11 protein-coding genes are annotated in these 21,740 nt (G+C 45.3%); 5 read left to right on the forward strand and 6 right to left on the reverse strand.

Annotation, left to right across the window (positions count from 1 at the left end; all coding sequences use genetic code 11):
- The first annotated feature begins 228 nt into the window (after positions 1-228).
- Positions 229-2,799 carry a zinc metalloprotease HtpX gene (locus tag QUA24_RS00075; protein ID WP_333226250.1) on the forward strand — a complete coding sequence of 857 codons (2,571 nt, stop codon included), beginning with the start codon at positions 229-231 and terminating at the stop codon, positions 2,797-2,799.
- Between the two features lie 1,250 nt (positions 2,800-4,049).
- A complete protein-coding gene (locus QUA24_RS00080; protein ID WP_333226252.1) occupies positions 4,050-4,616 on the forward strand; it encodes an RNA-binding protein in 567 nt (188 codons plus the stop codon).
- 341 nt (positions 4,617-4,957) lie between these two features.
- Here QUA24_RS00080 and QUA24_RS00085 read toward each other — a convergent pair whose 3' ends face one another.
- From QUA24_RS00085 to QUA24_RS00110, 6 genes are all read right to left on the reverse strand, one after another.
- A complete protein-coding gene (locus QUA24_RS00085) occupies positions 4,958-5,965 on the reverse strand; it encodes a tellurite resistance TerB family protein (protein ID WP_333226254.1) in 1,008 nt (335 codons plus the stop codon).
- A 329-nt stretch (positions 5,966-6,294) separates the two neighbouring features.
- Positions 6,295-12,888: a CHAT domain-containing protein gene (locus QUA24_RS00090; RefSeq protein WP_445242573.1), complete on the reverse strand. Its 6,594-nt coding sequence runs from the start codon at positions 12,886-12,888 to the stop codon at positions 6,295-6,297.
- Positions 12,889-13,235: 347 nt separating this feature from the next.
- Positions 13,236-14,342: a hypothetical protein gene (locus QUA24_RS00095; protein WP_333226257.1), complete on the reverse strand. Its 1,107-nt coding sequence runs from the start codon at positions 14,340-14,342 to the stop codon at positions 13,236-13,238.
- Complete coding sequence (locus tag QUA24_RS00100) at positions 14,339-16,207, reverse strand: CHAT domain-containing protein (protein ID WP_333161873.1); 1,869 nt, start codon at positions 16,205-16,207, stop codon at positions 14,339-14,341. Before QUA24_RS00100 ends, QUA24_RS00095 begins: the two co-directional genes overlap by 4 nt.
- A 29-nt stretch (positions 16,208-16,236) precedes the next feature.
- On the reverse strand, positions 16,237-17,394 hold the full coding sequence (locus QUA24_RS00105) for a DUF1822 family protein (RefSeq protein ID WP_333226260.1): 1,158 nt from the start codon (positions 17,392-17,394) through the stop codon (positions 16,237-16,239).
- Positions 17,384-18,175: a sigma-70 family RNA polymerase sigma factor gene (locus tag QUA24_RS00110; RefSeq protein WP_333226262.1), complete on the reverse strand. Its 792-nt coding sequence runs from the start codon at positions 18,173-18,175 to the stop codon at positions 17,384-17,386. Before QUA24_RS00110 ends, QUA24_RS00105 begins: the two co-directional genes overlap by 11 nt.
- 191 nt (positions 18,176-18,366) lie before the next feature.
- On the opposite strand from QUA24_RS00110, the gene QUA24_RS00115 reads away from it, so the two are divergent.
- The 3 genes from QUA24_RS00115 to QUA24_RS00125 all read left to right on the forward strand — a co-directional run.
- Entirely contained in the window at positions 18,367-18,921 is a 555-nt protein-coding gene (locus QUA24_RS00115) for a hypothetical protein (RefSeq protein WP_333226264.1), read from the forward strand.
- Entirely contained in the window at positions 18,918-19,427 is a 510-nt protein-coding gene (locus tag QUA24_RS00120) for a hypothetical protein (RefSeq protein WP_333226266.1), read from the forward strand. The genes QUA24_RS00115 and QUA24_RS00120 overlap by 4 nt, the downstream gene beginning before the upstream one ends.
- Positions 19,428-20,417: 990 nt before the next feature.
- Positions 20,418-21,740 (forward strand): calcium-binding protein (locus QUA24_RS00125; protein WP_445242572.1); only part of this gene is annotated, 1,323 nt, incomplete at its 3' end.

Genomic DNA, 21,740 nt, shown 5'->3' on the forward strand with positions numbered 1-21,740 from the left:
TCTACACAAACAAAGTCCGCCTTCGCCGACTAAAAGAGCAAGGAAGTATTTAACCACAAATTGACATAATTCTTCAGTCCTCTTTTAGAGGACTTTAGCTTTGAGGCAGGGGTTTAAACCCCTGCCGGATCGTGGCGATCGTGCAATATCTCAGAAACAAATAATTTTAGTGAAATTACTTAAGTACCTTGCGGCAAAAGTTGCAACTAATGACAGCAAAATAGAGCTGTGTTAGAACAGTTATCGATCGACCACCCAAGCTATCTTAGAAAGGACGCTAGCGAAAGCACAGTCATGGCACCTCCCACTAATTCAAATCCGGCGGATTCATCTGCAAAACAGTCTCTAGAGGCTGGGCTAGCAGCTTTGAAACAGCAGGATTACCCCACCGCGATCGCCCTTTTAGAATCCGTTACCCAAACCGCCGCCAATCAGTCGTCGGGAATCCGCGCGCAGATGGGGTTAGTGGCTGCGTACAAAGCAACCGGTAATGTGAAAAAGGCGATCGCCCTGTGCTCTTCCCTCGCCAAAAGTCCCAACTCTCAAGTCAAAACTTGGGCCGATCGCACTTTAAAAGAATTAACCCCCCCTCCCCCCCCAAAACCACCGGCAAATAAACCAAAATCCGCAGAAACTCCCCCCGAAACAGGCTTTGTCGCCTTTGATGCAGGCACTAAATCGCCGAAAAAAACGATTGGGGGCGATGGCTTACGCCCCGCTTCGCTACGACCTACCGCAGATAAAAAAACAGGATTTTTACCTTTAGAGCCTGTTGTAGAGCCGGTAAAGGCCAAATCGAAACCGATTTCCCCGCCACCTCCACCCCCCACAGATCAGACTTCTGAACCAGAAAACTCGACAGAAACTGCACCCGATACAGAAATTAGTGGCGAAAATAGTTCCGGTTCCCCAACAGATATCCCCGGAGTCGCCAGCCCAGATACTTACCAACTAACTTGGCGCGACACCGGGCGCGCGAAAAGCCCGCGCCCGCTCAAACGGCTGAAGTTGCTGGAGTTTCGGCTGCAAGCCGTTGCAAGTGCGATCGCCCTATTTTTCCTAGCCCGGTTTATCCTGCAATTCCTGCTGACAAACACTAATTCTCTGTTGGTTCAGCTTTACATATTCACTAGACTGCCTATTTTCGCGCCGATTCAGCTTTTTTACCGCGATCCAACTCCGTTTGTTCAGATGGTTTTTGGATTGCTTTTGGCCTCCTCTCCGTGGCTGATAGACGCGCTGCTGAAACTGTTTTGCGGCATCGAAACCCTGCGCGGGTCGGTTTTATCGAAGCACAGCAAGGAAGCTAGTCGGGTACTGCGAAGCTTTTGTACGAAGCAAAATATGCCGGTGCCGGTACTCAAACTCTTGCCGCTGAATGTTCCTGTAGCTTTCAGTTACGGCTGTTTGCCCCGTTTTGCTCGGATTGCTGTGAGTCGGGGGCTGTTGGAACAATTGACGGATGATGAAATTGCCACTATTTTCGCGCGGGAGTTGGGCCATATTTCTCACTGGGATTTTGCGCCGATGTCGCTGGCGCTGCTGGTGATTCAGATTCCGTACCTGATTTATTGGCAGGTGGCGCATTGGCAAGAGCGGTTGTGTGATTTAATGACGATCGAGTTTTTGCGTTCTGCTGTTAAATTTGTGGCCGCTGCAATTTCTGCTACCTGTTACGGCATTTATAAGTTGTTGCGCTGGCCGATGTTGTGGCTGTCGCGCCGCAGAGTGTATTTTAGCGATCACACTGCTGCGGAAATTACGGGTAATCCTAACGGTTTGACGCGGGCACTGGGTAAAATTGTGATCGGCATTGCTGATAATATCGAACAGCAAAAACAAACTAGCTTTTTCCTCGAAAGTTTCGATCTATTGTTACCCGTAGGTGTTGGACAAGCTGTAACCCTTGGTTCTGCTGCATTACACGCGCCGCTAGAACAGATTTTGCTGTGGGATGTCAGCAATCGGGAGCGCAATTGGTTGACGGTTAACCGCGCGCATCCTTTGCTGGGAGAGCGTTTGAAGCTTTTGGCTCTTTATGCTCAATTCTGGCAACTGGAGACAGAGTTAGATTTGGCAAACGCGGGAGTGCCAGAACAACCCAGGAAAGGAAAATTGTCTCCGTTTAAGTCAATAGTCGAATTTAAAGACTCAAAACTATTTTTACAGGGTGCGCCGTTTTTTGGAATTCCGATGAGTTTGGCGATAGTCGGGTTGCTTTGGCTGATTGGCGGGATTTTTTCGAGGACGAGTATTTGGCAGTTGGATTGGCTTTGGGGCGATCGATCGATTCTTTGGGGCTGTTTGCCGATCGGATTTTCTATCGGTACTTTGATGCGGATCAATTATTTCTTCCCGGATATTATCCCGCGAGAAACCGCTTCGCCGAGTTTGCCGGAAATTTTGTCAAATCCCGATAGTTTGCCGCTGGATGCTGAACCGGTGCGGCTGGAAGGTGAACTTTTGGGTCGATCGGGTATGAGTAATTGGCTGGGACAAGATTTGATTTTGCAAACGGCGACGGGTTTGGTGAGGTTGCACTATGTTTCGAGGTTTGGCTACATTGGCTCTTTGTGGCCATTTTTGTTCAAAGAGACTACTCGCCCTAGCGATTTGATCGGAACATCTGTTGTGGCGACTGGTTGGCTGCGCCGGGGTGCTACTGTGGCGATCGACCTTGAAAGTCTCCGCAGTCAAGGAGGGAGAGTCAGTGACAGCGGACATCCGATTTGGTCTGCGATTTTGGCTTTTGCTGCTGCTATTTGGGGCGCATACATTATTATTCAGGGCCCAAGGTGAGACGATTTTAGATTTTAGATTTTGGATTTTAGATTGAAGAATGGGAAATGACTTACTGCATAAGGGTTTCGAGGTTGCCTACAATTGCATTTTTTACAGGTATGAGGAATAGTTATCAGATTGCCGCACTCGATCGCGCACAACGCGCAGCCCCAGATGAGTTTTGAGTTAAACAGCGGATGGGCGATGTTCTCCGTGCTGGTGGCGCAGCCTACTCTTCATTGGTGTCAACTTAAGCCTGAAACCATGTCAAAATCAGGGTTGTAGCCGAGTCTAGATCCCCCTAAATCCCTTAAGAAGGGGGACTTTGAGAAGACTCTTGTCCCCCCCTTCTTAAGGGGGGCTAGGGGCGATCTAGGGTTAATAGTCAAACAGCAGTCCGTGACAGGGTTTGACGTTAAGTTTTCCCGAAAGCCTACAGTCTTGTTCCTTCTTCCTTCGTAAAGAAAAGTTGCTTTTTTGCCAGCCCTCTGTTACATTAGTTTACAGGAATTGGATTGAACCAAACAGCGCGATAACTTTAGTTGGCTAAAATCCCATAAGGCATTGCGTAAAAATTGTCAACACCCCAACACAGCAAGTACAGCCAGCCGCTTGTCGGCTGTTTTTTTTTCTACCGCTATTTTTGCTGTGCGGGATGAATTCTCAAAAGTGATTGAGATGTGGTTTCCGTTAAATTCAGACTGAAATCTTCCTAAATAACTAGCTCTGTTACCAAGGCTGTGATACCTTTAAAGAATGCTCGGACTCTGCCGGGCCTGATTTAAGGGATACCGGGTAAATGAGTAGTTCTCAGCATTAGGAGCGAGATTAGGATCGAGGTAAGATTACTGGCTGAAAAAATGTTAGCCATTTTATCCATCACTGTATTAAACTGAATACTGGCATTCCGATCGCTTGCAATTGACATCCTTGGACATAAATTTCTAGACGGCGCTGGCTATAAACATTCTGAATCAAAACCGGAAGCAAGTAATACAGAATAGCCAATAGCCTAAACATTTGAGTGATGACTAAAAGTTTACACAACAACCTGAGATTTAAAAGCTCTCTGCATCGGCGGTTAAGTTCCGGCCTTATCAGAGTAAATCATCTTTTGGTTCTAAAAGGTGGGGGGATCTGTCAAGGTTGGTGGGAGGAATGCGCCAATTCTCGGGTTATGTGGTGTTTGCCTGAAGTACATATTCAGTTGACTTCAGGTAATTCTGTTCGAGCAAATTAATTAAAACCCAAGTCGGGAGGAAATTTTCATGTCTATTCGTCTTTATGTTGGCAATCTACCGAAGGAACTCGATCGCCTAGAATTGCAAGAAGTTTTTGCACCGGAGGGTGAATCTGTTACCACCAAGGTAATTACCGATCGCAAAACTGGAAAATGCAGAGGATTCGGTTTTGTGACTGTGCTAACCGACGAACAAGCCGACCAAGTTATTGAGAAATACAACGGCTTGATGTTCAAAGAAAACCCGCTGAAAATAGAGAAGGCATTGCCGCGCTCTAAGGGTAAATCTGAGAAGGGCGAAGACGATCAGCAGTCGTCGCCGCAGTCACCGCAGTTGGTGTCGGCGTCGGCGTCTATGCCTATGCCTGTGCCTGCGCCGCAGCAACAGCAGCGCTCGTCGGCTCCTCCTAGCCAAGGTGGAGGCGGTTCCAGCAAAAGCAATCGCCGTCGGGGTGACAACAACAAGTCTCGCCGCAATCAGTCAGCAACAACGGTGTCGAGCGCTGATTCGGGCTCGGTGCAGCCAGATCCGCGCTGGGCGAGTGCTCTGGAAGAACTCAAGCAAAGATTGGTGGAAGCTCAGACTACTAATTAGTCGAAAATGGCGGCTAATTGCTGCTGCCTCTCGACTGTGGTTGACTGAATGTATCTGGAAGTGCGATCGAGAATGGGTCAAAAAACCCTGTTCTCGATCGCACTCTTTTATGGTAAAAAACCTCTAATATCTAGCAGTGCAGTAAAATAAGTGCGATCGGGCAAGTAATGAAAACTCAAGTCTTCACTAACAACGAGTTGGATTTTGGTCGATCGACCAGACACGATGTCATAATCGTGAGAATGGTTGGCAAAAAAACCCGGTTTCTCTGAAAATATAGGGTTGAGCAGCGAGACATCTAGAAAGAAACCAGGTTTTTAGCCCGTCTAAACAAGTCCTCTTTATTCAATAGGCCCGAATTCGATTGTCTCAATAAACTCAAAAATCTTGTTCATAATTCCCTCAACTTCAGACTCCAGGGAACCCAATTCATCCCCCTCCTGATAAATGCGCTGACAGCTTACGGTGTAGCAAAAATCGTCAGCAATAAAAGCCATAAGTCCCCGGTAAGCATCCAGTCGAGTCAGAGAGCCATCGTTTTCTTGCACGCTGATAGTTGCACCCGCAGGCAAATCGACAACCACGAAATAAGCTTCTTCATCTTCTAAATATTCCGCGTGGAGTAACTTAGAATTGGCAACATTAGCAAGAATTGCCTGAGAAACAAAATTGTCGAGAAAAGACTTGAGATAACCTTCCTCGCCAACCGACTCGATTGTTTCTTCAACTTCACCAGCAACAGGGAAATAATCAATTTTCAGCAAGACGCCAAAGTCGTCAGAAAATGCGACACAGCTTTCTTGCTCATCAATTTTACCGCCTCGTTGATCATCAACTGGAATGGGAACGCTAAAATTGCCTTCAGGAGATACGTACCATGCCGCATCGAAATCAGAATCTTCGCCCTCTACTTCCGAGTAAGCAGCAGTTACATCCTCAATAATTTCTGCTGCTTCCTCATCTTCCACACCTAATGCTTGCTGGAATTCCTGAAGAAAAGCCTGGTGCTTCTGAGATATTTCGCCATCTGCGACAAACATTGCTGCGGTTATTGCAAAAGTATCCAAAACTAACTCATCTGGCATAGATTGCCAAGCAGTATTAAATAATGCTCCTAAACCATCTTGGGCCACAATACCGGCGAGTCTTTGAAACATTGCTGACATATCATCTTCCGAGTATTCAGCAAATATTTCTGATTTCCAAAGTATGCTTTCTAAGATATCCACATCCGTGTCAGGGGAATTTGCCTCTGCTGCCACAAATGCTACCGCTGCTACGGATTCTTCTAAAGTCAAGCTTGCTTCGGATTGGTCTTCTGAATTGAATATTTTATCAAACTTAGCCACAGGTTTTGCCCCGCTAGTGTTTAGTTTTGCTATTCATAGCAAATTTATGACATAAAAAGATAGTAGTCAATCGATTTTAGATTTTAGATTTTAGATTTTAGATTTTAGAATTGAAGCATTGACCCCACGGATAAATTCGGGGGTTCCTTTATCGGATACAGGTTTTTTATTTCTGGGTCCTGAGTCTGCTTTCGGAATGAATCCGGGGGCTTGTATCCTGGATGCTTTCGGTCAGGGATACTCTGCGCCCTGGACACGTCGCCGTGCCGTTTCCTTACAGATATCGCACCCGACACGGCGCTATGCCGTTTCCCTGGCGATATCGCCTATTACCAAGGACTACCAATTATTGTGAATCCGGCCCAAAACTTCGGGTGAGAGAAATTTGCATTTCCTACTTTTGTGGCTTGGTTAATGTCGATCGCGCCTTGAGTTCCCCGCAATTGACCGTCTTTTACTACAATTTGTTTGTGGATCATTGCCAGTTGAGCTTTTCTGAGGGCTTCAGCTTTAATGTTTTCCGATCGCAAATTGCCATAAAACTCGGTCATCAACGCCAAAGTGCCGATATCCTTAACTTTCCACAAACTCGCTAGCGCTGATTTGACACCGCTGCGGACGGCCAGTCCAGCAAATCCCATTTCTGCTGTATTGTCGCCGATCGCAGTTTGGCACGCACTCAGCACTAATAATTCTACTTGTCGGCGATCGTACCACTTCGCCGATCTAAATTCATCCAGCGCCAAAGAACGGTTCCACAAATGAATCTCAGCTTCCTTGCGTCCGTTTTGATTTTGCGGAAAGCTAGCGTGAGTAGCAAAGTGAACAATGTCAAATGCATGTTGCTGTCGCTGTTTGCTGAGATTGTTTAGGGTAAAGTTCTCGTTGAGAAAAGACCGTCCCCGCCACAAGGGCAATTCAGCAGTAGGATTGAGAAAACTTTCATTTCTGCTCGATCCCGCTTGATTTTTCCTGTCGCTTCTGGTACCGGCGATCACAGATAATTCGATCGGCACCGCAGGCAAAGGATCTTGATCGGTGTGTGGAAATTCGGAAGCACCCATCGCTAAAACTTGAGTGTTTTTCAAACTTTTATACTTTGTGTTACTCAGGCTGACACTGGGAATTGAGCCTACACTGTACTTTTCTACTAAAAACTGCTTGCCGTCGTGCAAACCTGCTAGCGGTAGTTGGCGCAAACCGGCATCAAAGGAAAACACTAGCGTATCTATATTTAATGCTTCTAAATTTGAACTAATCGGCGCAATTAACCACTGGTAAAGTTTCTCAGCTATTGGCAAATATTCTTCACTTTGCGAATCATTCGATTGACCCAAATAGCGATGGAATTCTGCCACTTTTCCCAGCAAAACTGCGCTACTGACCGGAATATTTTTGATAATCGGAGGGCCGTCTGGAACTACTAACACTAAAGATAATTCTTCGAGACGGACGATCGCGTAAACAATTACAGCTTGCTTCCCGGTTTCTTCCTTAATTGTTTTTAGAGTTTCTCTCACATATTGAAAATTAACTTGTTGATCCGTGAAATTTTCCCCATAATAATTTTCGTAGTCTTGTTCAAAGAGTTGGTCAATTAGAGCAACAGCATCGTTAGCATTGCCTTGGTCTAAAGTTTGTTCGACGAGCAACCTGCTAATTTGTGAGGGAAAGAGATTTGGGATATCTGCAGGTGGGGGATTTTCTGCGAGCGGAGGGGGAGTGGGAGTTTGTGCGGGAATTGGCGCTGGTGTGGGGGCAGGAGTTGGAGTTGGTGCTGGAGTTAATGCGGGCGCTGGAGTTGGTGCGGGTACTGGATTAACGGGAGGTGATTCTATTTGCGGCAGAGAGATTTGGGGAATATTTGCCAACCAATTAGTAGGGTTTTCAGCAGGTTGTTCTGGAGGAGGCGTCTCGGCAGGAGGGGGATTTAAGACTATATATCCGTCGGGTTGTTCGGTGGAAGAAGCGCCAAGCTGCGGCGGGTTTTCTGGAGGGTTTTCTGAAGCTGGGATAAAGGTAATATTGGGTGTTTCAACGGGCGGTATGTCGATCGATATTTGTCGATTATTTTCTAGTTGGAAGCCAACTCTGGTATTTCCAGTTTCAGGATTTTGCTCGAAAGAAGTTTCCGCACCCAATAAATCGCCAATTAAAAAAGCTAACTCCTGTTGGGGAGTTTGGCTTGGGCTGACAGCGGGCGCGGGTACGATCACACTTGCAGGCGTGGGCACGATCGCACTTGCAGGTGCTGGCTGAATCTGAGTTACAGGCTGGGTTAGAGAGGCAAGAGGGGCTGTGGGCGCGGGATTTGGCGCGTTTGAAGGTTCGGGGGCGATCGCAGGTTGAGCGCCGAGGGAGGAGGTGATTTGGGAAACAGAGGGAAGGGTAGGTGTAGAAGCTATGCGGGCAGCAGCGTTTGGGGTTGTGGGCGTTGAGGGCTGTGTAGGGCGCGCGCGGGGTGGCAGTACGAATGAATCGGGCAATTCAGGTAGTTGGAAGTCAATGGGAAAACCAGGTATCGGATCGGGTGTTGCCGAAGGTGCGATCGAAGTTTGGGGAATTGGGGCAAGTGGGATAAATATTTGGGGAATTGGGAAAGGTGCGATCGAGCTTTCCGGCGTTGGGGCAGGTGCGATCGAGCTTTCGGGTGTTGCCGAAGGTGCAAGGGGTAAACGCGGTGCGGGTTGCGGTGAGGGCGTGCCTGCGGGCGCTGGAGTCGCTGTGGGGGAAGGCGTTGGAGTATCTGCTGCTGTCGGTGCGGGCGATGGAGTATCTGCTGCTGTCGGTGCAGGTGTGGGAGTAGCTGCTGGTGTGGGTGCAGGCGTTGGAGTAGGTGCGGCTGTGGGTGCGGGCGTTGGAGTAGCTGCTGCTGTGGGTGCGGGCGTGGGAGTAGCTGCGGGCGTTGGAGTAGCTGCTGGTGTGGGTGCAACTATTGGTGGCGGTACGGAGATAATTTGAATGCGATCGACATCCTGTTTGTGAGTATAAAGATATTCGCGATCGGGCAAAATTGTTTGAATAGGATTAGAATTTCCCCTAGTAATTGCACCCGCCGTTCCATTTGTGGCAGAATCACCGACAATAAACGGCGTTAATCCTGCGCCTCCGTGGCGGATAATTATAGTACCGCCGCTGCTATCTCCAGGATTTCCAGCGGTAGAAATGCTAGCATTGATGCCGTTGCTGTCTGTGAACGAATTGAGCGATCGAAAAAACCTTCCCATCCGAATCTCGACATTGCCTCCCGTACCCTTGCCGAGACTACTTTGAGCGTTAATTAGACTCGCAGTAATATCGCCCGCAGCACTGCGGTTATAAGCCGTGACATTCCCTGCATTCCCCTGCGCCGAAGAGTCAACTTTACCAACAGTAATACTTCCGGTAGCGTCGAGCAAGATACTGCCACCATTACCAGCAGACGAGGTATTGATATCGCCCGTAGCAATATTAGTTCCAGCGCTCAAAGCGATATTACCGCCATTGTTAGGAGAAGTCGCAGCGAGATCACCTGTGGTGATTTCTCCGTTCTCACTAAACAAAGAAATTCCGGCGGGTGAGGTGATATTTTTGGCTATAATATTATTCGTAGTAATAATGTTAATTGCAGCGGAACTTTCGGGGACATCATCTTGAATATTGACGCTGTTGAGGGGAGTAACACTGCCAACAGCCTCGCCAAAATCAACACTTCCGGCATCGGGTTGAACAGTCAGACTGTAATGCCCGTCAACTGTAGACTTAAAAGTAATATCGCCAGTCTCTAAAATTTTGACCGAGAGGTCGTTACCTAATGTTACCGGAGCGTTAAAAGTAATGTTATTGCGGTTAGTTTCGATCTTGCCCTTGGCAGTAATAGAATCATTTGCCTGGACATCAATATTGCCACCAGTAACAGTAATACTGGGAGCGAAAGTGCGGGAATTAATATCAGATGTCGAAACTGTTCCGCCAGCATTTATGGTGACTCCTCCGCCCTTACCATTTGCTGCGGCGGTAATAATTGGGCCGGCAGTTGTGTCGATATTACCGCCGCTTTGAATGCGAAGATTGCCACTGTTGGCGTTGAACCCGCTTAACAATACAGCCGAGTTCCCAATTCCGGCTGTAGTGATATTGTTTGTGGCTTCTAGGGAAATATTGCCGCCGTTGTTGCCACCCATTGCATTGATGATTCCGGCGGTAGTATCTATAGAACCGCCACTTTTAAACGTGATTGATCCGCCGTCTTGATTGCCGATCGCCCGGATGTCGCTGGTAGTAATATTTCCCCCAGCATTTAGATTAACATTGCCCCCTGTGTTAGTTTTAAGATCCGGAGATGAACCGTCATAACTTGTCAATAGCTGAGCTGTAGTGATATTTCCGTTGCTGTTAGTAAAGTTAAGATTTCCACCCTGTATTCCCGATACTAAAACATCGCCTATATTAATGTCACCGTTGGTAGTAGATAAAGTAACATTGCTACCGTTGCCCTTACTAGAAGTACCCGCGATCGCGGTTCCTGTTGTCGGTGTTGTGATGCCGGTGCTGGCTTGAATGGTAATATTTCCAGCAGCGCGATCGCCCGTAGTATCGATCGCGCCGATATTAATTGTACCCCCACTTCTAAGGGCGATCGAGCCGCCGCTTTGAATTGCCCTGACATTGAAATTGCCAGTCGTAATATTATCGCGATCTGCTATTAAAGTTATTGACCCACCATTTTCAGGGGCAAAACTTACAATAAACGGCCCACCATAATCCATATCACCATAAGACAAAGTCAAATCACCATAAGACGAAGTATTTTGGTAGAATTCACCTGTGTTAATGCTGCCATTAGTGCTAGTAAAATTAATTATGCCTCCCTGTGTGTTACTCTGCCCTCTACCGTAGGCAGACACTTTACCTGTTGTAATATTTCCATTAGCAGAGACACGTATATTGCCACCTATATTATTGCTTTCGGAAATAACATCTATCTCGCCAATGTTAATAGTTCCATTTACGCTAGTAATATTGATATTTGCAATATCAGCTTGTCCTCCAAATATACTACCTGAGACTATATCACCCACAGAAATATTACGGGCGGCCTGTAAAGTGATAGAACCAGCAACGCGGGAGCTAAGAATCGATCCAGCGATAATCGATCCTCCATTGGGAGGAAAAAAAATTCCTCCCTGTTCGCTGATGATGGTAACATTACCGCTCCTGCTACTAGATATGTCCTGAGTATTTCCTCTTGCAGAACTATTTATACAAAAAGAACTAATGCAGTTGAAAGATATATCGTTTTTTGCTTTGATAGTAATATCACCCGAATTTAGGGTCGCCTCAGAATCTAGACTACCTGTAGTAATAGTGCCACCTGCATTCAAAGTAATGTCACCAGTTGTGAGACTCACACTGGTGATACTGCCTGTCACATTTGCAGTAGAAAGTCTATCTGTAAGGATGTTGCCTCCAGCAGTCAAAAATATTATACCACTATTATCTGTATAACTGAACGTACTAATCTTTCCTGTTTGAATATTGCCACCCGATCGCAAAATTACCGATGGGGAACTGCCCAATATAAATTCATCACCCGTAGTAGCACCAGCATAAGTTGCATCGGCACTCGTAATACTTATATCTCCATTAAAAATAATATTTCCTGTACCCGAAGTTGTATCTACCTTGAGAGACGCACCCGTGTAACCCCCTGAAGTATAGTCATCAGGTTGTGTAAAAATTGGATCGTACAGACTAATAAAATTCGCAGGTTTACCAGATAAATCAACAATCGATGTGTTACTGCCACTGCGAAAGTGAGCATCTGTAGAGATGATGCCATCACTCACTAAAGTCAGATTTCCACCGCTGACAAAAGGCGTTTGCAAAAGATGATTCAGCGCCAAAAGATCGATACTTTGATTTCCCTGAATGTAGAGATTTCCGCCAGCATTTGCCACAAACGGATTTGCCGCACTATCGCGCACCCGCACTGTATTGTTAGCCAACAAATTTAAATCGCCAGTTGTACGCAACAGACTTTCAACTAATGTCAAATTGCGATTAGCTGACAGCGTTGCAGTCTCCGCACTTACTTCTTTAGCAGTGACATCTCCATTCTCTACCTGCAAACCAGAACCAGTTAATTCTATTTGCCCTCCAGCGTTGACTGTCACCCCCGTTGCACTTCCCCCGCCACCAGTCAACAACTGCGGCAAAGATGCAACCGGCAACACCCAATTTTGAGGCAAACTCCCCGCGACAGATTGCGGTTGAATCTCCAAACTCAACAGATTTCCCGGTTGACTAATTCTGACTAAACTCTCCCCCGGTACAGCCGCAACAATAATATTACCTCCCAGTGCAGAAAGTTGTCCCGTACTCAAAACCGTGCCGCCCAATAAAGTTAAATTTTGCCCTTGTCCCACAGCCAAATTGCCTAAATTGATAATTCCCCCCGGCTGTGTATTTGTAAAAGCAAAACTATTAGGATTTCCGACTAACTGAGTATAATTGTTTGTACCAGTCGCACTAAACCAGTTATTGTTAAAGCCGATGCCCGTCGCAGTAGTCGCAGTGAAAGCAGCAGGCACGTTCAAACTAGAATTTGCACCAAAAACAATCCCCGCCGGATTAATTAAAAATAAGTTGGAATTGCCGCCAGTTATTTGAATTAATCCGTTAATCAGCGAAGCATCGCCGCCGACTACTCGCCCTAAAACATTGCGGATATTAGGATTTGATATAAAATTGGCAGTTTGCCCTTGACTTAAGCCGAATTCTTGGAAACTGTGAAATAGATTTCCGCCGTCGCTAGATTGTTGGCCGCCGTTGATGTTGAATTGGTTGCCGCTGGGAGTAATTTGAGTATTCGTGCCGTCGGTTGCGGGGGTAATTTGGGCTGTGGCTGTTTGGGATGGGGGGAAAAGTCCTAATTCCCACATTGCTAAGGTGGTGAAGGAGAGGAAGGTGAGGAAAAAGCGGGGTTTTTTGTATGTTGATTTCATGGTTTTGTTAGTAGATGATATCTCGTACACTCTGATAATTGCGAAAGTCCGCCAGCGCCCTCTGACAGTCCCAAAGTCCGCCAGGGAATGAATTCCCTGGCTAATAGCGAAAGTCCTCTGAAGAGGACTGTAGAAAAAAGTTTGGTATTAGTCAACTGAAGAAGACTGTAGAAAAAAGTTTGAGATCAGTCCACTTTAGTGGACTTTTGCTTTGAGGCAGGGAATTCATTCCCTGCCGGAATTAACGTCACAACCCCTTCCGGAATTAACGTCACAGCCAGTTACTATTTCCTCTGTTCCCTCCTTTGCAAATCCCGCAATTGCTTCTCTACCTTTTCCACCATTGGCAAATCTCCCAAAGTTGTATATCCATCTTTGGCCATTCGCAAATATTTCATAGCTTCCAGATTATTTCTCATCGCTGAATGAACTTGCCCCAATCCGTATCGAGCCGCTGTCAACTCCTCAATATCGTCTGGTTTCGCCGTATTAATCACCTTGGAATAGTAGACTTCAGCCTGGGGAACCAGTTGTAGATTTTCCAGATACAAATCGCCCAACGTGCGATAAATGGGCGGTGTTTCCACGCCTGTTTCTTGTAAATTTTCTAAAATTTCTCTGGCTTCGGCAATCAAGTTTGTGTTAAGATAAACGCTAGAAATTGCTAATTTTTTGGCGTTTTCGTTAGGTACTTGTTTGTCGATCGCCCCAACTGCATCCTTAACGGCCTCAACTTGCTTCTCATCCAGCAACCCAAACTCTGTATCTCCTTCTCCCACGGCACTTTCTGAAGAAGCACCTGTATTCGCCTCGACAATCAATCGGTACCTAACACCCGGTTTCAGCGCTGGTTCCCCCGGATAGACAGCCTCAGTACCGCTAACAGTCATTTCCCAGTTTAATTTCGCCCCATTTTCCCGGAGACTCAACTTATAGCTAGTAGCACCAGCAACCGGATTCCACCGCAAAATAGGCTTGCTGTCGAGCAATTGTGTCCGCTGCGGACTGATAATATAAGGAATTGGCGCGCTATTCCAAGCAATTTTATCATCGCCGCGATCGGGACATTTAATCAAGTCGCGGCTGCAATCAGATTTCGACTCTTGTTTGGCTAACAAACAGCTATTCAATTGGTTTTCACCCGATGCGATCGACTTAATTCCCAAATCTGCACATTGGATCGTCAGTTGTGCATTTTGTGCTGTTCGCAATTTGTCTCCCGGATAAAGCCGCGTACCGCTGGTAGGGCGGACAATTCGGCCGTCTTGGCGCTCGATCGCAACTTCTCCGCTAGTATGGATAATCAGTCCGTTGGAGATTCTGTTACTGGCTGCTAGTGCGGTAGTTGCGATCGAGCTTAAAGCTATAAAAACTGCAATCCTGATTTTCACTTGATATTTCCTTTTGCTTGTAAACGTTGCTGGGCAATCTGGATACATTCATCTTGTTTCGGCACGCGGTAATCTGAATATTTAAGCGCCTGATTCCAGGCTTCTAAGGCTGCTTGCGGCTTACCTTTGATTTCGAGAACCTGTGCTAAAAGGCATTGAGCTTCAGGGCTATCGCCTCTGAATCCTATTGCTATTCTTAAATCTGCTTCAGCAGCGTCATATTGCTTTTGTTTAAACCGCGCCCAACCCCGATTTTTTAAACAAGCGGCTTTTACTCCGTCGTGTTGAGTGTTTGCCAAACAAAGGGCGATCGCTTTTAAAGCTTCTTCGTGTTTATTATCGAGCAGTAGCGATCGCGATCTTTGAGCATAAGCATCAGGAAGCCCCCGCCATACTGCGTTTTGCATTGCGTTAGACGCACATTCATCCTCATTCAATTGGTCGCACAATATAGATAAATTATAGTAAGGCTGTGCATAATTGAGGTTTATTAAAGTTGCTAAACTGTAGTATGATTTAGCTATTAAAGGTTTATTCAAACGGTGGTTTCTTATACCAAGTTGATTGGCAACTGGGGCAAGAATTGGACCGATTAACATATAACTGCTAGCGGTAGTAGCTAAACCGATTCCCAGGCGTCGCATCAAATTAGATCTCATAATAGAGATATCGCTATTTAGGCGCGCGATCGCAGTATCACCCAAAACATCTCCTGCAGGAACCACAGGGCGATCGCGCTCTAATTCCAGCACAGTAAATGCTTCAAAATTTGGATGCTGACAAAGCATCGGAATCCCACTCGCACCAGCCGGGAATCCCGAAGATTTCTCAAACCTTTTCAGTTCATCCTTAGCTTTACGCACTGCGACAAACAATATCTCTCCCTCAATCAAATATTTCAAAAAAAACTTTAAAAACTCATGAGCTACTTTGTCTGGTACTGGCTCTCGCATCACAATCATTGGCGGCAAAGAAATACCTTCAGCCGCTAAATCCCGTACTAATGCTAAACTCTTACAAGAATTAAAAATTAACAACTGCAATCCTCGGTCAATAGCTTTTTTCAAACCTTCTTTTAAGTCTGCTATTGTGATAGTATTATTGTAAGGTTTTTGATTGATATGCAGAAACCCATTTTTCGCATTATCATCGCTGTCACTGTGTCCTGCAAAAAATAAAATTTGCCAGCCTTTTTCATCTACAAGCTTGTTATTTAATTCTTCTGGTTCCGGCTCGTCAAGAAATTTGATATAGCAGCGATCGCCCAGTTGCCGTCTAAGTTGTTTTTCATCTTTTTTAACATTGATACCCCTACTATTTCCCAAAACACCTAAAATTCTGAGTTGAGATATTCTGAGTAATCCTCCTGTGACCGCTTTAGGAGCTGCATTTGGATATTCTAATGTACTCCCAATTATTTCACAGTAAGGGAAATCTTCGTAGAAGTGCCACGACTCCCAAGGCAGCAGCAATATATCAAGATTATCGCTTTCAATAAATATCTGAATCTGATCGGAGGGATGTAATTCTGTTCGGAGCGCTTTCTCTATTTTATTAAAAAATTCGCTACTCCTGAGCCACTGATTAATATTTTCTTTTAAACCTCGATCGATATCGGCTAGAGTGGCATCTGAGAAATTGTTGACGCCGGATTCAAGAATTTCGATGCGAGGTTCTGCTCTACCAGAGTAAAGCGTCTCATAAAGAAATTTCCGTTTTTCATAAAGCTCTTTAACTCTAGGAGCCGGCCCTAAGCTACTTTGAAATTTCCTGTTTGATTTTTGAATATCTAACCTGGCTGTGACATAGGGAAATCCTTCGATTAAGTTTCCCAATCCAAAATCTAAGTTAACTACCCTGAGCATAAATTAGCAATGAGTACAGTTGATTGAGATTATACAACAAAATTTTCCTGTATGCTCAAATTGTCGATCGCCACTTTGACACTAAAGTTAGTTTGTGGTAAAACTTTAAAATCCTTCATTTGGATCAAACTACTTTGGGCGGTTGATTCTGCCTGCTGTAAAGTTTCCCCAGTATCCGATACCAGCGCTAATTTGAGTTCTGGCGGCAGAAACTTTTGACCAACGACGGGATGCAACTGAATGCGAACTTTGATTCGTCGATCTTCCTCTTCGGTAATAGCAACCAACAAAGCAACACTCGTCCTTCCCAAACGCATTCCCAAGTCAATCAACTTTGCCCGCGTGACATCAGCTTCGGGAAACCTATTGATATTGCTTTGACGGATCTGCGAGCGAGACTCGGCTCTCGAATTGCCACCTCCTCGCAACGCAAAACTGGGGTTTTTGTCAGGAAAAATCAGATTTTCTAAATTTTCCTTACCTTGTTCAATTTTATGCCAGCCTGTTTCAACAATATCCTTAAGCCAATTTCTAAAATTTGATGGAACCGGATTTTTAATCTCCAGGGGCGAACTTTGTGGCTGCGGGTTAAATACCGCTTCAAAAGGCTGCCAGTCAGAAGTAAATACATTCACCAACCACTGACGCAAGTTAATTTTAGAGTCAAACAAATGTTCTAGATGCCCTAAGAAATCATCCAGGGAATGCAACTTACTTAATAATAATTCTCCCTCCTCCGCAGTTGGAGAAAAACCAAGCAATCTCGCTTCCTTTTCCTCCTCATCAATTTCTACAGCAATATAGCCAATGCGTTCTGCCCTTGCTTCCACCGGCACCGGGCAAATCTCAGGCGGATGTGCAGATGAATTATGGTCATTTTCTTGATTTTGAGGCCGATTGTTAATCGGACGGCATTCGATTTTTCCCAATCCTTTAACATACAAATCTGCTGCATCTGCAAACAGGCGAATTACGGGATTCCAGCTATCGCATTGAGTCAAATCAGTTTCAATATCGATAATTTTTAGATAATCGCGAACTGCCAGCACTGCCAAAGTATTGAGATAAACTTGCTCGTGCCTTTGCGGGTGGCGCTGTTGGGTGGCAAACTGCTGAGCAAGTTGCAGTGCCTTCTGAGTAATTGGCATCGGCAAAGATTCGATTTCCCAAAGGTTGTTATGGTTCATTGTTCTGGTACACTCCTGGTATATTTAAAGTTTGATATCCTTGGTCTTCGCAAAATTTTTGCAGCAGATGACGACAGTCATTGTTGAACAATTGATATAAAGTAGAATGCGCGCAGCCAAACTCTTTTGCGAGTTCTTGAAGACTTTGACCGTACAAACACCGGCGCTGCAATAAAACTTGGCAGTTTATCTGCGGTTTGCCTCTAACGTGTCTGCTTTTTAACTCGTTATTTGGATCGGTTTCGATCCATTCTATAACTTCTTCAACATAGAAAGTTGAATCCGCTTCTGCTGGTAATTTTTCAATTGAATTGACATTTTCTTCGTCTTGTTCTCCTTCTAAGGACACTATTTGACGGGGTTTTTGTTTTTGCTTTTCTTTTTGTTGGGCAAGGCGATAATCTAACAGCCGCTTTTTGAGATAGGGATTTAACCAAGTCGTAATCAGGCTTTCTTCGGGATCGTAAGGTCGTTTTGCTGTGGTAGCTTCACATAAATTTCGAGACAGATAGATCCATGTCTTGTTCAGTGCCTCTTCATAGTAAGGTGTGTGTTCTTTCCAGAGTTTGCCCGATTTGAGAATCTCTAGAATCAGTCGATGCAAGAAACGACCTCGCTGGGGACTGCCGAGGGGATGCTGGCAAGCTTTGGTGACGAGTTCGACGATTTGCTGGTGGGCGGGATCTCGATCGAACTTTTCCGATTTTACTGAGCACCCAACAGCATCGGTTTCGTCAGATAAGTGGTCTTCCCCCTCGGAGGGGTTGGATTTATCAGTCATAGTTCAGTGCGGCCGCAACTTTGTTCCTACATTTATTTATCAGGGTGAGTTGGAGGAATTTATGCGAAATTCTGAAAGTTTTTTTGAGCAGATGGTTGAAAGTCTTGCTGGGCTGTCAATTTGACCGGACGAAGAGGATGTTAAGCTTTGTAAAAAGTGAAAAACCTTGAGAAGTACGTATAATAATACGTATGCCACTTGAAAAGCGTTCCGATGTTGATAGAGGTGAAAAAGCTATGCTGAGTCAATCTTCGCGGCTGGTGTACGGCGATGAATTAATTACCGCCACCGAATTGAACCGGCAACCAGGTAGAGTGCTGGATTTGGCGATGGATCATCCTATCACCATCACTCGTAACGACCAGCATTTTGCTTTGCTGCGCCGCGACGATATGGCGCTGTTGGTAAAAGCCGCCGCCCTTTCCCTGAAAGTCTTTGAGGTGACAGCCGCTGCTTATCGGTTGCGTCTGGGAGAACAGATTGGTTCAGAACATCCCTATGGGTGGCTAAAAGAATTTGACAAGGATGAACTCAGTGAACTGATCGCAGAAATGGAGAAAGATTACCGTCTTGTGGAGTCGGAACCTGCGGCTTGGGATCGGATCGAGGCAACAATTTATGAATGGCATGAAAGCGCGATCGCAATTTCTAGTCCTGAACTCGCAGCAGCTTTCAGCGATGAAATTGAAGAAGTGTTACTGACAAAACCGACCGCAGAAAACACTACCGAATCGGCTTCGGTATGACGCACTCTGAACCAATTCCAGACGATTCGGCAAGCCCGGTGTCTCCTGAAGAACAGCCGACACCATCACCCGCAACTCTTGAAGCGGAAGCCGAAATTACCGCACCAGCGCCTGTGCTTTCAGAGTTGGTAGAGCCTCCTGAAGAACCGCTGACAGCACCGCGAACAAAGCCATCTGCTAAAGAAAACGAAATCAAACTTATCGCGCAAGTACCTGCATCGCCCTGGTTAATAGTAGCGAAAAACCGACGGGTTAACCGGGATTGGGAAGCCTTAATGTTACGCGCTCCTGAGAATACTCGTCGGTGCTATCAGGATTTATGTAATGCGCCAATGGTGAGAAAACCAAAGAGAGTTTTTCCCTTAAAAGGTAAACTCTACAAAGGTGCATGGGAGTATGAAGTAACCAGCTCAGACCGAGTATTTTATGTACCGGATGAAGACCAACGCAAAGTGCTTGTTTACTACGCTGGGACTCATCCTAAATCAGCTCCATTTCCTCCGTAAAGCAAGTGGTAGGGTGCGTCAGTTGCGAGATTGTCGATCACCACAAAAAGTCGAGTTCTGACGCACCGTTGGTTGGCAAGGTGTCTCAAGGATAAGATTTTTGATAGAAAGCGAAAATAATCGTAGCTGACGCACCCTAAAGATAAAAACGACTTAAAAGACCGATCGCCCTTAAGTCCCGAAAACACCCGTCGTTCCGTACTTTCACCCAGTGTTTGCCAAACTCGACAAAAAAACTTGAGAGTTTTGCATAAAACTACTGAGCTCACCCTGATAAGTAAATAGGAACAACAAAAAGGCTTTAGGGGCGATCGATCTTTGGCGCTAACAACCAGATTGATCGCGCAATCCGGCTATCTCGCAATCCCGAACTCCGGCAAGGGTTGAAACCCCTGCCTCAAAGCGAAAGTCGTCTGAAGACGACTGAAGAATTTACCAGTCCTCTTTGAGAGGACTTTGGCTATGAGGCGGGGAATGAATTCCCCGCCGGATTGTGGGAAAGCGCGTGATTCGATCGCCCTGAAATCCCAAAAACACTCGTTGTTCCGTACTTTCACCAGTGTTTGCAAAACTTTACAAAAAAAACTTGAGAGTTTTGCATAAAACCACTGAGTTCACCCTGATAAGTAAATGTAAGGGAAATTACGAAGTTCATCGCACTTGTTGAGAGTTATTCAAAAGTGCGATCGCCCGTAACTTCCCGATCGAAATCCGAACCAACATCCCAACGGATATTGGAAAGGGCTTCTTCCGATGTTGGTTTAGTCTATTTCCACGGTTGCATTTATTGAGTTCATTTGAACGGGTAATTGCGACAACAGAGTTGAAGTGCGATCGCGCTTCGCGAGACTTCAGTTTGGGTAAATGACGGATATACGACAGCTAGAGAGTGCAGAAGTGCAGAAGTACAGAAGTGCGATCGGGCTTGTCGATAGAGTCGCTTTGTCAATTTTCAGAACACATTGTATCTACCACGCGAGGACAAAAATCATGGCTACTTCTAACAACTCATTCAATTCTGCGATCGAAACTTCTTTGCAAGATGTTTACAGCATTTTGAATAATTTTGCCAATGGTGATGATTTTGTTGCCAAAGTTCAAAGTATTTTCGGCACAAATTTTGATGCTGGTAAGTTAGAAGAAATCCGCCAGCAGTGGATTAATAGCGATTTTGCATCTTTGCCTGCGATCGAAATTCGCAGTGGTTCTGAACTCCAAGGGGCTAATGCTGCTTATGCGGGTTCAAATAATACCATTTATGTTTCTGAAGAGTTTTTGACCCAAAATACTGATAATCTTCAAGGGATTACCAGTGTTTTATTGGAAGAAATTGGTCATTCTGTGGATTGGAGTATTAACACTTCTGATACTCCGGGAGATGAAGGGGAGTTATTTTCATACGTTGCTCGTAATTTAGGCTTGAGTGATGGCGAAGTCAAGCGCTTGCAAAGAGAGGATGATTCTTTTGTTTTGAATTTGGGTAATGATTTAGCTATAGTGGAACAGAATTCGATTATTATAATTCCTGATGTAACTCTAATATCATCGCCTACTCCCACTTATAATACCCATCCTAATAATGACCAAAACGCTATATATGTAGAATCAAAAAAAGTAACAATACCGGGGTTAGGTATACCTATCGGTAAACAACATCTTTATCTTGTTATCAAAAAAGATGATGGTAAAGAATATGTAATTCGTGGTGGTCCTCAAGGTCCAGGCACTTTTGGAGCGATAGAAATTCAGGCCGATATCGAACTAATTGCCTCAAAAGATAAACGGGATAATAATTATGTATCAAACAAGAAAGTTGAGTTGGGTGGGAGAAATGCCAAAGATGTTTGGGATGTGATGAAAAATCAAGCGTTTGCTATTAGCAATGCCAATCTTGATTACAACAATTCTAATTTTTTGGCTGGCAACCAAGCATGGCAAAATAGTAACTCAGTGATTGTCTCTGTTTTAAATGCAGTTGGTCTTAGCATTGATAATAATTTTCCAGAGGGTACTAGCGAGAGCGATTTTCCTGCTGTTACAAATTTACTGGAATTTAACCGATCTCTACAAGGAACACCAGCAGCAGATATTATTTGGGGACATACTGGTAAAGATAGCTTATACGGAAGTTTTGGTCCTGATAGCCTCAGTGGTTGGGGTGGTAGCGATGAAATCCGAGGAGAAAACGGCAACGACTTTCTTTACGGCGGTACGGAAAATGATTCCTTGTACGGCGACGAGGGTGAAGACGAACTGCGTGGCGAACAAGGTTCTGATGAACTCCGAGGAGAAATTGGCAACGACACTATCTAC

The sequence above is a fragment of the Microcoleus sp. Pol12B5 genome (assembly GCF_036701335.1).
In the GTDB taxonomy this organism is placed as follows: Bacteria; Cyanobacteriota; Cyanobacteriia; order Cyanobacteriales; family Microcoleaceae; genus Microcoleus.

What these genes read in the sequence shown, in the direction of transcription:
- QUA24_RS00120 (WP_333226266.1), top strand. Translation starts at nt 18,918, where the DNA reads ATGACGCACTCTGAACCAATTCCAGACGATTCGGCAAGCCCGGTGTCT.
- QUA24_RS00110 (WP_333226262.1), bottom strand. Translation starts at nt 18,175, where the DNA reads ATGACTGATAAATCCAACCCCTCCGAGGGGGAAGACCACTTATCTGAC.
- QUA24_RS00090 (WP_445242573.1), bottom strand. Translation starts at nt 12,888, where the DNA reads ATGTGGGAATTAGGACTTTTCCCCCCATCCCAAACAGCCACAGCCCAA.
- QUA24_RS00115 (WP_333226264.1), top strand. Translation starts at nt 18,367, where the DNA reads ATGCCACTTGAAAAGCGTTCCGATGTTGATAGAGGTGAAAAAGCTATG.
- QUA24_RS00080 (WP_333226252.1), top strand. Translation starts at nt 4,050, where the DNA reads ATGTCTATTCGTCTTTATGTTGGCAATCTACCGAAGGAACTCGATCGC.
- QUA24_RS00100 (WP_333161873.1), bottom strand. Translation starts at nt 16,207, where the DNA reads ATGCTCAGGGTAGTTAACTTAGATTTTGGATTGGGAAACTTAATCGAA.
- QUA24_RS00105 (WP_333226260.1), bottom strand. Translation starts at nt 17,394, where the DNA reads ATGAACCATAACAACCTTTGGGAAATCGAATCTTTGCCGATGCCAATT.